Origin of the sequence: Klebsiella sp. GW_Kp181, assembly GCF_040062315.1 — a bacterium.
GTDB lineage: Bacteria > Pseudomonadota > Gammaproteobacteria > Enterobacterales > Enterobacteriaceae > Klebsiella > Klebsiella oxytoca.
The window spans coordinates 14,774-27,070 of sequence record NZ_JBEAFR010000078.1 but is presented as its reverse complement, the minus strand read 5'-3'; the positions used below and the strand labels follow the sequence as shown (position 1 = coordinate 27,070).

The window sequence follows — 12,297 nt, the reverse complement described above, 5'->3', positions numbered from 1 at the left end:
TTTGATCAATGAATTTTGGCTAAAACCACTGCGATATATTTTTTGGTAATCAGGGTTAATACGACACCAATAAGCAATAGCGCCACGGTCAGGATAAATACCGTGTTGTAGCTTCCTGTGTATTTTGCAATGGCGGAGGTTACATACGGCGCAATAACTGCGCCGACGGCAAAGCCAAAATACATAAAGCCATAATTGAGTCCCTGATTGCGCATCCCAAAATTCTGACTGGTCAATCCGGGAAAGATAACTAATATACCCGCATAAGCAAAGCCCACGCCCAGAGCGCTGAAGTAGAATACCGCCGTATTACCATTAAAGAATAATAACAAGAGCATGCAGAGGCAGGTAAAAAGATAAACGATTATCAGTGTATTATATCCTCCAAGCTTATCGGTTAATCCCCCCCAGAATAAACGACCAATAGAATTAAATATCGATACCAGACTGACAACCAAGGCGCCAGACAGTAAACCATACTGCATCATACCAATTTGCGCTGAACTTGAGCTGATGACCATTCCGGAGAAAACGCCCAAAGCCAGAATAACGAATAGCAGCCAAAAACGGAGATCCTTTAACATATGTCGAAAGTCTTTATCCAGTGGCGATGCTTTAATTTCGCCACTATCTTTCGCTGGCGCGCTGCGAATAAAAAACTGAACAATGAAGATAACCACCAGATATACAATACCGAGATATAATAAGGCCCGGCTGACATCGTGCGTTTGCGTCATAAAATATTCAGCCAGGCGGGTGCAAAGTAACGTACCCACGCCAACTCCGGCCAGGACAATACCGCTGGCAAGACCTCGGCGATCGGGGAAAAACTTCAGAATATTATTCAGATTGCCGGTAAAAGCAAGGCCGGAACCGAGCCCTGCAATGACGCCATAGGTTAAGAATAGCATTGGCAAATTATCCACGAATCCGGATAGGATAAAGCCTAAGGAGAACAGGATACCGCCGATAACTATCGCCTGCTTGCCTTTACCATTATCGATCATTCTCCCACCCCAAATCATGGGTAAAGGAATGATCCCCATATTGATAGAGAATGCTAAAGCCAGCGTAGCCGGGTCCCAGTGATATTGCGCCATTAATGGCGTTTTAAAATAGCTAAAGGCGTAGACGCCTCCGAGTACAAAATTTATGCACACGTGGGCTGCAAGCATTCCCCAGCGGTTGATTGATGCTGTCATAATTATTCCTTTTTTAAAATGCACTGATCACAGTTTAAAAAAAGCAAAATAGGCAAACAATTTGGTATTTTTTATAATCGTTATAACAAAACTCAATCGATTGGTATCTGACCTTAATGAATATCAAGCAGCTGCACTCTTTTCTGATATTGTGCGATGAACGGCATTACGGCCGGGCAGCCGCACGCTTGTTTATTACTCAGCCATCATTAAGCCAGCAAATAAAACAACTTGAGTCATCACTCAAAACAATATTATTCTCACGAAGAGGGCGAGGTATTGAATTAACAAAAGCCGGAATTATATTGCAACAACACGCTAACAAAATAATGGTGGATCTGAAAAATGCAGAGAACGAACTTCTGCCTTATCAGAACCAGCAACGGGACACAATATCTATTGGCGTGTCAGGCAGCTATCTGGTTCTGCCCGCCTTTCGTAGCTTTATGGCGCACCATCCGGCGATCTCTTTAAATGTTAAGGAGTTTTCTACGGAGCAAACGATAAAAAAACTGACGGACAGCGCCGTCGATATTGGCATTGTTTACCGAACGCCCCTCCCCGCCCAGCTTAGCTCGACGATGCTATTTGAGGATGAAATTATCGCCGCCATTCCGCTTTCGCATCCTCTGGCGCAGTACGAGCGTATCGATCCACAGGATTTAAACGATCAATCCATTATAGTGCTCAATGATTCCCTGCTATTGAGAGGCATCATCACGACTGAATTTAATCACCGCAAGGTCGTTCCCAACATCATCTGCGAGCTGGATAACCACTATTCGTGCCTTGAATATGCTGAGGCCCAGATTGGTATCGCCTTTATTACCCGCTCGTTAACCCGTTTGTCCACGCCGAAAAACGTTCGTCTGGTTTCCCTGAATATTCCTGCGTTCTTTATTCCGGTGATGCTGGTGCATAGCAACGACCTTTCGCTGGACAACGCGACTATCTGTCTGCTCAAGCAGATCAAAAATTTTTACACCGTTGAGGGCCAATCAGCGGTGGAAAAGAGCTGGCCCGAGCGAAAAATGGGCGTATAATGCCCGCCCTGTTTGTGTTGTTTCTGAGAAATTCCTGATGGCACTGTTAATCACCAAAAAATGTATCAACTGCGATATGTGCGAGCCGGAGTGCCCGAATGAGGCGATATCCATGGGTGATAGCATTTATGAAATTAACAGCGATCGCTGCACCGAATGCGTCGGCCACTATGATACGCCAACCTGCCAGAAGGTGTGCCCGATCCCAAATACCATTCTGAAAGATCCGGCCCATAACGAGAATGAAGAGCAGCTGTGGGATAAGTTTGTCCTGCTGCACCACGCGGACAAACTGTGATATTGCCGGATGGCGGCGTTAACCGACCTCTCCGGCCTGTAACAATTAGCTTTCGATAATCACCGTGGCGCAGGCATAGTGACGCTCGTCGGCCAGCGTCACGTGAATGCTGCTTACGCCCATACGCTCCGCCAGACCCTTTGCCTCGCCCCACAATCGCAGCTTTGGCTTACCCAGCTCGTCGTTGTAAACCTCAAACTGATTGAACGCCAGCCCGTTGCGGATGCCGGTGCCAAGCGCCTTGGCCGCCGCTTCTTTAACGGCGAAACGCTTCGCCAGAAAACGGACCGGCTGCTGATGCTGTTCCCATATCGCCCATTCAAAATCGCTGAGTACGCGACGGGCAAGACGATCGCCGCTGCGGGCTATCACCGCGTCAATACGGGCAATTTCAACAATATCAGTACCCAGTCCGAGAATCGCCATCAGCAGCGAGCTTCCTGCATCAGACGCTTCATTTCCGCAACCGCTTCCTTCAGGCCGCTCATTACCGCCCGGCCAATAATCGCATGGCCGATGTTCAGCTCGTGCATTTCCGGCAGCGCGGCAATAGCCTTAACGTTATGGTACGTCAGGCCGTGACCGGCGTTAACCTTCAGCCCCAGGCTCGCGGCATAGGTTGCCGCTTTGGCGATACGTTCCAGCTCTTTTGCCTGTCCGGCGTCCGTTTGCGCATCAGCATAGCAGCCGGTGTGAATTTCGATATAAGGCGCGCCGACGTCCGCTGCGGCCTTAATTTGCGCGTGGTCAGCATCAATAAACAGGGAGACCAGGATACCGGCATCGGCCAGACGCTTACAGGCATCGCGCATTTTATCGAGCTGCCCCGCCACATCCAGTCCGCCTTCGGTTGTCACTTCCTGACGTTTTTCCGGTACCAGGCAGCAGAAATGCGGTTGAGTCTCACAGGCAATCTTCAGCATCTCTTCCGTCACCGCCATCTCAAGGTTCATGCGGGTATCCAGAGTCTGGCGCAAAATACGCACGTCGCGATCGGTAATATGGCGGCGATCTTCGCGCAGATGAACGGTAATACCATCAGCGCCTGCCTGCTCGGCGATAAAGGCCGCCTGTACCGGATCCGGATAAGCGGTACCGCGAGCGTTGCGTAATGTCGCTATGTGGTCAATGTTGACCCCTAACAGTAATTCAGCCATGACAATCCTCGTTAATCGTTATTCGTTTTATCGGCCCGTGCGGGCAAAAACTGACGAAACAGCTCGCGACTTTTTAACGGCTTCCCACCAAGATAGGGCTTCAGGGCGATTCGGGTGAAACGCTTTGCCGCGCGCAGCGCATCGCTGTCCGGAAATTCGCGGCTGGCCAGCGCCTTCAGATGGTGCCCGGTAAAGGTGTTGTTATCAATAACCACGCTGGCGATAAAGCCTTTCTCTTCACGGTAGCGGTAGGTCATCGTATCGTCAACCGCTTCTCCGCTGCCGGCGCAGTGCAGGAAATCAACGCCATATCCCAGATGCCCAAGCAGCGCCAGCTCAAACCGCCGAAGCGCCGGTTCCGGCGAACCTGTAGCGCCAGCCAGCGACTGGATACAGTGCAGATAATCGAAAAAGAGTTCCGAGAAGCGCGTTTCGTGCTCAAGCACGCGAGAGAGCAGTTCGTTGACGTAAAGTCCGCTGTAGAGCGTGATACCGCTGAGAGGGAGCGCCAGCGAGACGGCTTCCGCACTGCGCAGCGTTTTAACTTCGCCGCGCCCGCCAAAGCGGAGCAGTAAGGGGGTAAAAGGCTGAAGAGCGCCTTTGAGGTTGGAGCGTTTGGAACGTGCGCCTTTTGCAACAAGGCGCACGCGACCGGACTCTTCCGTGAAGACGTCCAGCATCAGGCTGGTTTCGCTCCAGGGACGACTATGCAGTACGAAAGCGCGTTGCCAGCCTTCCATCATACTCGTCGTCTTTCAAGCCGCAGGTGCGTTGGCTGCGCCCACTCACCCCAGTCAATTACTGAAGTAAGCTCCCGGGGACTCGCGGTCTTGCCGCGCGACTCAGCCTCTGGCCTCGCTCCTTTGGAGCCAGCGCAAGCGCTGTTCAAAACACTTTGTGTTTTGTCCTGCACCTCGAAAGCCATAGAGTATCCAAACTTAGAGATCGTCGCCGTAACCGAGACTGCGCAGCGCGCGTTCGTCATCAGCCCAGCCGGATTTCACTTTCACCCAAAGCTCAAGGTGAACCGGCGCTTCAAACATATCCTGCATGTCTTTACGCGCTTCGATACCGATGGTTTTGATTTTGGCCCCTTTGTTACCAATCACCATCTTCTTCTGCCCTTCGCGCTCAACCAGAATCAGGCCGTTAATGTCGTAACCGCCGCGCTCATTGGTCACAAAACGCTCAATTTCGACGGTGACGGAATATGGCAGTTCTGCGCCAAGGAAACGCATCAACTTTTCACGAATGATCTCGGAAGCCATAAAGCGCTGCGAACGGTCAGTGATGTAATCTTCCGGGAAGTGGTGAATCGCCTCCGGCAAATGCTTGCGCACGATACCGGCGATCGTATCAACATTCAGCCCCGTTTCCGCAGAAATCGGTACGATATCGAGGAAGTTCATTTGACTGCCGAGGAACTGCAGGTGCGGCAGAAGATCCGCTTTTTCCTGGACGTTGTCGACTTTGTTGACCGCCAGAATCACCGGCGCTTTACCGTCGCGCAGCTTGTTGAGCACCATCTCGTCGTCCGGCGTCCAGCGGGTCCCTTCAACCACGAAGATAACCAGCTCAACGTCGCCAATAGAGCTGCTTGCCGCCTTGTTCATCAGGCGGTTAATCGCGCGTTTTTCTTCCATATGCAGACCGGGGGTATCGACGTAGATCGCCTGATACGGGCCTTCAGTATGGATACCAACGATGCGGTGACGCGTGGTCTGCGCTTTTCGGGAAGTGATCGAGATCTTCTGCCCGAGCAGCTTATTCAGCAATGTGGATTTGCCCACGTTTGGACGACCAACGATGGCAATAAATCCGCAGTAGTTCTTTTCTTCGCTCATTCCAGCTCCAGCTTTTTCAGCGCCTGTTCGGCGGCAGCCTGCTCCGCCTTGCGACGGCTAGAACCCGTGCCAACCACCGGTTCACTCAGGCCGCTAACCTGGCAGTGGATAGTAAATTCCTGATCGTGCGCTTCACCGCGAACCTGTACCACCAGGTAAGACGGCAGCGGCAGATGACGCCCCTGCAGATACTCCTGCAAGCGCGTCTTCGGATCTTTTTGCTTGTCACCAGGGCTGATTTCGTCCAGACGGCTCTGGTACCAGGAGAGGATAAGGCGCTCAACGTTCTGAATATCGCTGTCGAGGAAAATCCCGCCGATTAAAGCTTCAACGGTGTCCGCCAGTATCGATTCACGGCGAAAGCCTCCGCTTTTCAGTTCACCCGGCCCAAGACGCAGGCATTCACCTAATTCGAACTCGCGGGCAATTTCTGCCAGCGTGTTGCCTCGTACCAGCGTCGCGCGCATGCGGCTCATATCGCCTTCGTCTACCCGAGGGAAACGATGATAGAGGGCGTTTGCGATCACAAAGCTCAATATTGAGTCGCCTAAAAACTCCAGGCGCTCATTGTGTTTGCTGCTGGCACTGCGGTGAGTTAATGCCTGTTGCAACAGCTCCTGATGATGAAAAGTGTAGCCCAGCTTCCGTTGAAGCCGATTAATTACGATGGGGTTCATGCGTTACCAATAGATGAATGCGTCAAAAATGCAGCACACGAAACCGACCTGAGTAAAAACCAACGCGGTTTCGTGTGCTGTGTCAATCTTACGAGAGACAACCTAAAACTTCGGGGGGATATTCTATACGCAACGACAAGGGATGTCGTTAGTTTGAATAGATTTAAATATTAAATAATTCACGCTGCCGTTATTGCGGCGGCAGCGTGAATAAAAGGCAGGAAAATTAATGAATGCCGCCAATGCGCGATAAACGTACGCCGGTAGGCCATTCACCTTCCTGTTTTTCGAAACTCATCCAGATTGCGGTGGCTTTACCCACCAGATTCGCTTCCGGCACAAAGCCCCAATAACGGCTGTCGGCGCTGTTATCGCGGTTGTCACCCATCATAAAATACTGCCCCGGGGGGACAATCCAGGTTGCCAGCGGTAGCCCGGACTGGTGGTAATACATCCCAACCTGATCCTGCGCAATCGGCACGGTCAAAATGCGGTGCGTCACGTCACCCAGCGTCTCTTTACGTTCGGTCAGACGAATGCCATTCGCTTTGGTCTCGCCTTTCGGCAGTTGCCAGAAACCGCTGGTCGCTTCACCGCCGTTGCTGCGGGAGAAGGTCTGTACGAAATCGCTCGGCTCAACGTTGGAGTAAGTGACCGGCAGAGCGTTGCCGCAGGCCTGACCAGAACTGCAGCCCGGCTGGATAGTGACCTGTTTAGCAATCGGATCGTAAGTGACTTTATCACCCGGTAAGCCGACGGCCCGCTTGATATAATCCAGGCGCGGATCCTGCGGATATTTAAAGACAACGATATCGCCGCGCTTCGGATGCCCGGTTTCGATCAGCGTTTTCTGGTAAATCGGATCCTTAATGCCGTAAGCAAACTTCTCTACCAGAATAAAATCGCCGATTAGCAGCGTCGGCATCATTGAGCCGGATGGGATCTGGAAGGGCTCATAAATAAATGAGCGAACCACCAGAACAATCGCCAGTACCGGGAAGATTGAAGCGCCGGTTTCCAGCCAGCCCGGTTTCGGGCCCACCTTTTTCAGCGTTTTCTTGTCCAGCTGGTCGCCGGTCGCCGCCTGGGCAGCGGCCTGACTTTCGCGACGTTTTGGCGCAAAGATAAACTTATCCAGGCACCACAACAGACCCGTCACCAAAGTAGCGATGACCAGGATCAGGGCAAACATGTTCGCCATGCCAACTCCTTAGGGTTATTTGCCGTCTTTACCAACGTGCAGAATGGCGAGGAACGCTTCCTGCGGCAGCTCAACGTTACCGACCTGCTTCATTCGTTTCTTACCTTCTTTCTGCTTCTGCAGCAGCTTTTTCTTACGGCTGACGTCGCCGCCATAGCATTTCGCCAGGACGTTTTTACGCAGCTGTTTAACGGTAGAACGGGCAATGATGTGGTTGCCGATAGCAGCCTGGATAGCGATATCGAACTGCTGACGCGGGATCAGCTCTTTCATCTTCTCTACCAGTTCGCGGCCGCGATACGGCGCATTATCGTTATGCGTGATCAGCGCCAGCGCATCCACGCGCTCGCCGTTAATCAACACATCCACGCGCACCATATTGGAGGCCTGGAAGCGCTTGAAGTTGTAGTCCAGCGACGCATAGCCGCGGGAAGTAGACTTCAGACGGTCAAAGAAGTCGAGCACCACTTCCGCCATCGGAATTTCATAGGTCAACGCAACCTGATTGCCGTGATAGACCATATTGGTCTGTACGCCGCGTTTTTCGATACACAGGGTAATGACGTTGCCTAAAAATTCCTGCGGCAGCAACATATGACACTCGGCGATCGGCTCGCGCAGCTCCTGAATATTGTTCAGCGGCGGCAGCTTGGACGGGCTATCGACGTAAATAACTTCTTTCGAAGTGGTTTCTACTTCATAGACGACCGTCGGCGCCGTGGTGATCAGATCCAGGTCATATTCACGCTCAAGACGCTCCTGGATGATCTCCATATGCAGAAGACCCAGGAAGCCGCAGCGGAAACCGAAGCCCAGCGCGGTGGAGCTTTCCGGTTCGTAGAACAGAGAGGCATCGTTAAGGCTCAGTTTGCCCAGCGCATCGCGGAAGTTCTCGTAATCATCAGAACTGACCGGGAACAGGCCGGCGTAAACCTGCGGTTTAACCTTTTTAAAGCCTGGCAGCGCTTTTTCCGCCGGGTTGCGGGAGAGAGTCAGCGTATCGCCGACCGGCGCGCCGAGAATATCTTTGATGGCGCAAACCAGCCAGCCTACCTCGCCGCACTTCAGCTCGGTACGGTCAACCTGTTTCGGCGTGAAGATGCCCAGGCGGTCGGCGTTATACACCTGCCCGGTACTCATCACCTTAATTTTATCGCCTTTACGCATGGTGCCGTTTTTGATACGCACCAGAGAGACGACGCCGAGGTAGTTATCGAACCAGGAGTCGATGATCAGAGCCTGCAGCGGCGCTTCCGGGTCGCCTTCCGGCGGCGGAATGTCGCGCACCAGGCGTTCCAGCACGTCCGGCACGCCAACGCCAGTCTTTGCAGAACAGCGCACCGCATCGGTAGCATCGATACCGACGATGTCTTCAATTTCTTCCGCCACGCGCTCCGGATCGGCCGCCGGCAGGTCAATTTTGTTCAGGACCGGAACCACTTCCAGGTCCATTTCCATCGCCGTATAGCAGTTAGCCAGCGTCTGGGCTTCTACGCCCTGCCCCGCATCAACCACCAGCAAAGCGCCTTCACAGGCAGCAAGCGAACGAGAAACTTCATAAGAGAAGTCGACGTGGCCGGGCGTGTCGATAAAGTTCAGCTGATAAGTTTCGCCATCAGACGCTTTGTAATCGAGGGTGACGCTCTGCGCCTTGATGGTAATACCGCGCTCACGTTCAAGATCCATGGAGTCCAGAACCTGGGCTGCCATTTCACGATCGGAAAGGCCACCGCAAATCTGGATAATTCGGTCAGACAATGTCGACTTACCGTGGTCGATGTGAGCGATGATTGAAAAGTTACGTATATTCTTCATATTTAGAGTTAATTATGCCTTACGCGAATCATGAGGCCGCTGTACTGTGCCTGACGTTTTTTAATCCGAAAACGCCGCATTCTACACTACATCCACGAAACCAGGAAATGCTCTTACCGCTAGCATAGCTGGAGTAAATGACGAGTTCTTGCGTGAGTTGTAAATAAAGATAAGGGCCAGTGAAATCACTGACCCAATGGTGAGGAAGTCGTCTCGATGCGGACTAAATCTGGCGGTAAACCGACGCTAAGAATCACCGGCTGCCACGACTGCCGGGAAGCCAGGCCCGGCGAGAGGCCGCGCGCTACCAGAAACCCGCCGACGCCGCCCAGTATCGCCCCGCAGAGGGAGGCGAAATCATTGGCAAACAGCACCTGGAATATTGATGCCATTACGAACAAACCCACTAACGGCGCCATATAGACCAATACTGCCGACCCTAGCAGGCTGCTCTCGGCAATACCCAGCTCGACCTTTTGCCCGGCCGACAGCGGCTGTTCGCAGGGAACGCTAATTGTATGGCTGGTTTGCGGCCCTAGCTTATTCAGCACCCGGCTTCCGCAACCGGCGCGAGAAGCGCAGCTGCTGCAGGAGGCTTTGACATCGCAATGCACCAGCGCAACGCCATTGTCCCAGGAAACAACCGTCGCCCACTCTTTAATCATTGTACTGCCCTGAATTTGATACTGTCGGAAATCCGCTTGGCGGTTTGCGGAGGCAGCTCGCCAACAATGGTGATTTCTGCGTTATCACGCACGGTAGTCGCTACGGTACGACGGCCGGTACGCAGTAGCTGATCGGTGCTATTTGCCGTGGCGCGATTGATATTAATGGAGAAACTAAACAGCCCGTCGGAATACAATCGGGACTCTACCGGCCCATCGAAAGTGGGCAGGCGACGCTGGCTGCTGGACACTTCGGCAACACCCTGCGGCAGCCAGGTTGGCGCCCAGTTAAAGTTGGCCTTATTGCCCCCCTCCGGAACGGACAGCTGAGGAGGTAGATTAGCTTTAGACAGGGTTTCCATGCTGGCGCTGACGTTATCGCCAACGTTGAAGGAGACCACCCGGAACTGCTCAAGCGTTTCGCCATCCCGATCAAGCAGATCCACCCGCAGCGGAAGCTTAGTTTCCGCATCCAGCCAGGCGATATAGCTATAGCGGGTACCGTCGCGAGCCACGACGCGAACCACATCGCATAGACGATCGGCAATACGCGTACGCCCAACGGAAATGAAGTCGTAATAGGATGAAAGACGTTTAAAGTCGGAGTAAACCAGCGAGGGCAGCGAATCAACAATATAGTCGCCGTTTAGCGTAAAAGGATCGAGCCCGGGTTCAAAGTAGCTAATCTCCGTTCCGCGCAGCACCACTTCCCGGCGGGGGCCGTCGAGCTGGAGAAGCTGAGCCAGAGTGCGATTATCCAGTTTAGCGTGTCGATAGCGCAGCGACTCAACACCCTGCTTGTTGATGCTGACGAAAGAGAGCTCGTAATTAAGGGACTGGCTGGCCAGATTCATCTGCTGCAACAACGCCCCGGACGATGTATCAGCCGAGGCGTTGACGGAGAAGAACAGGCTGCCTGCCATGAGCGACATGGCACACCAAAGTTGCTTCATTACTGCGATTGCGTTCCTAAAGTTTGATAGCCCGGCACCTGAACAGCGGCTTGTTGAGTCTGGGCCTGGCCAAACTGCAGCTGTTCCGCATGCAGGCGACGCTGCAATTCATAATCCTGCAGCATAGCATTAATTCTGCGGCGCTGTTCCTGCACTTGAGCCTGCTGGCCGGTACCTGCTGAGGCATCCGCCGGTACGCCCAGGCTAACCGGGCTGGCCTTACCCATCATCGGCATGGTGTTAAACACCGGCGCTTCCGGCTGCTGAGAGGTATCAGACTGGCCATTATACTGTTGAACGCCAACAATCACAGCCAGAGACACGCACGCGGCAACGCCCATCTGGGTGAGCGAACTGGCCCACGGGCGAACTTTTTGCCAGAAAGGCATCTGACGCCACTGGTGCGGTGCGGGCTGAGATTCCGGAATAAGAGGAACCGTCTGACGAACGGGCTCGTTTTCAATGGCGGCCATGACGCGAGCTGAGATATCAAAATGGAGCATCTCACTCGTATCGCCTCGCAGCGTATCGCGGATGAGATGGTAGCTCTCCCAGGTTTTTTGCATTTCAGATGAACGCTCCAGCTCATTGAGCAGTTCGTTATCCAGCGTTTCACCATCCATTAAGGCCGAAAGTTTTTCTTTCTGCATGCCTGATACCCTTTTCCAGTATTCCGCTATCGTCAACGCCTGATGAGCGGTTGAACTTTATTATCAATAGCTTCTCGCGCCCGGAAGATGCGTGAACGCACTGTGCCCACCGGACAATCCATGATGGCGGCTATTTCTTCATAGCTCATGCCATCCAGCTCCCGCAGGGTAATTGCCATGCGTAAATCCTCCGGAAGCGACTCAATGGTACGAAAGACTATCTGTCTCAGCTCTTCTGACAACATTAAGTTCTCAGGGTTCGAAATTTCTTTCAACGCCCCACCGCTTTCGAAGTTTTCAGCATCATTTGCATCAACATCGCTGGATGGCGGACGGCGCCCCTGAGCAACCAGATAATTCTTCGCCGTGTTTACGGCAATGCGATATAACCAGGTGTAAAAAGCACTATCCCCCCGGAAAGAATCCAGCGCACGCCATGCTTTAACGAACGACTCCTGAACAACGTCAGCGATATCGCCCGGCGGCACGTAGCGGGAGACCAGGCTTGCAACCTTATGCTGATAGCGTACCACCAGCAGGTTAAATGCTTTCTGATCTCCTTTCTGGACCCGTTCAACAAGGACCTGATCCGTTAACTGCTCGCTCATCCGAGGTAATGTCTCCCCAAACCCAATTCCCATGCGTATTCAAAAACACCACCCAATTACTGCATAAATGAGCAAGCAGAGGGTTGGAGTGTCTGAAAACAATAAAGTTCCGTTACGCCTTTGTTTTTCGTTCGGCACCGGCTGACGGATTGTTATCTCTCATTATATGTCCCGGTAGCTAAAC

Annotated in this window: 14 protein-coding genes; 2 read left to right on the top strand and 12 right to left on the bottom strand. The window is 52.7% G+C overall.

Going from position 1 to position 12,297, the window contains the following annotated elements:
* Nucleotides 1–5: 5 nt before the first annotated feature.
* Nucleotides 6–1,202, bottom strand: coding sequence for an OFA family MFS transporter (locus ABLV11_RS21235; RefSeq protein ID WP_004104562.1), 1,197 nt, complete (start codon nt 1,200–1,202; stop codon nt 6–8).
* A gap of 116 nt (nt 1,203–1,318) precedes the next feature.
* Here ABLV11_RS21235 and ABLV11_RS21230 point away from each other — a divergent pair, with 116 nt between their 5' ends.
* A complete protein-coding gene (locus ABLV11_RS21230; protein WP_026056006.1) occupies nt 1,319–2,245 on the top strand; it encodes a LysR family transcriptional regulator in 927 nt (308 codons plus the stop codon).
* A 37-nt stretch (nt 2,246–2,282) separates the two neighbouring features.
* Entirely contained in the window at nt 2,283–2,543 is a 261-nt protein-coding gene (locus ABLV11_RS21225) for a YfhL family 4Fe-4S dicluster ferredoxin (protein ID WP_004114478.1), read from the top strand.
* A gap of 45 nt (nt 2,544–2,588) precedes the next feature.
* Here ABLV11_RS21225 and acpS read toward each other — a convergent pair whose 3' ends face one another.
* The 11 genes from acpS to rpoE form a co-directional block, all read right to left on the bottom strand.
* Nucleotides 2,589–2,969 (bottom strand): holo-ACP synthase, encoded by a 381-nt coding sequence (gene acpS, locus ABLV11_RS21220; protein ID WP_004104568.1) that lies wholly within the window; start codon nt 2,967–2,969, stop codon nt 2,589–2,591.
* The gene (gene pdxJ / locus ABLV11_RS21215) at nt 2,969–3,700 is read right to left on the bottom strand and encodes a pyridoxine 5'-phosphate synthase (RefSeq protein WP_126489434.1); all 732 of its coding nucleotides are present in this window, start codon (nt 3,698–3,700) and stop codon (nt 2,969–2,971) included. The genes acpS and pdxJ overlap by 1 nt, the downstream gene beginning before the upstream one ends.
* Before the next feature lie 11 nt (nt 3,701–3,711).
* Complete coding sequence (gene recO, locus ABLV11_RS21210; RefSeq protein ID WP_024274566.1) at nt 3,712–4,440, bottom strand: DNA repair protein RecO; 729 nt, start codon at nt 4,438–4,440, stop codon at nt 3,712–3,714.
* Nucleotides 4,441–4,638: 198 nt separating this feature from the next.
* On the bottom strand, nt 4,639–5,544 hold the full coding sequence (gene era, locus ABLV11_RS21205; protein ID WP_004104571.1) for a GTPase Era: 906 nt from the start codon (nt 5,542–5,544) through the stop codon (nt 4,639–4,641).
* Complete coding sequence (rnc, locus tag ABLV11_RS21200) at nt 5,541–6,221, bottom strand: ribonuclease III (RefSeq protein ID WP_004104573.1); 681 nt, start codon at nt 6,219–6,221, stop codon at nt 5,541–5,543. Before rnc ends, era begins: the two co-directional genes overlap by 4 nt.
* Before the next feature lie 226 nt (nt 6,222–6,447).
* Entirely contained in the window at nt 6,448–7,422 is a 975-nt protein-coding gene (gene lepB / locus ABLV11_RS21195) for a signal peptidase I (RefSeq protein ID WP_004104575.1), read from the bottom strand.
* 15 nt (nt 7,423–7,437) lie between these two features.
* On the bottom strand, nt 7,438–9,237 hold the full coding sequence (lepA, locus tag ABLV11_RS21190) for a translation elongation factor 4 (protein WP_004104577.1): 1,800 nt from the start codon (nt 9,235–9,237) through the stop codon (nt 7,438–7,440).
* Nucleotides 9,238–9,422: 185 nt separating this feature from the next.
* Nucleotides 9,423–9,902: a SoxR-reducing system protein RseC gene (gene rseC, locus ABLV11_RS21185; RefSeq protein ID WP_004104579.1), complete on the bottom strand. Its 480-nt coding sequence runs from the start codon at nt 9,900–9,902 to the stop codon at nt 9,423–9,425.
* Nucleotides 9,899–10,855, bottom strand: coding sequence for a sigma-E factor regulatory protein RseB (gene rseB / locus ABLV11_RS21180; protein WP_004104581.1), 957 nt, complete (start codon nt 10,853–10,855; stop codon nt 9,899–9,901). Before rseB ends, rseC begins: the two co-directional genes overlap by 4 nt.
* Nucleotides 10,855–11,505 carry an anti-sigma-E factor RseA gene (gene rseA / locus ABLV11_RS21175; protein WP_004104582.1) on the bottom strand — a complete coding sequence of 217 codons (651 nt, stop codon included), beginning with the start codon at nt 11,503–11,505 and terminating at the stop codon, nt 10,855–10,857. Before rseA ends, rseB begins: the two co-directional genes overlap by 1 nt.
* Before the next feature lie 32 nt (nt 11,506–11,537).
* The gene (gene rpoE / locus ABLV11_RS21170) at nt 11,538–12,113 is read right to left on the bottom strand and encodes an RNA polymerase sigma factor RpoE (RefSeq protein ID WP_004104583.1); all 576 of its coding nucleotides are present in this window, start codon (nt 12,111–12,113) and stop codon (nt 11,538–11,540) included.
* Nucleotides 12,114–12,297 lie beyond the last annotated feature (184 nt).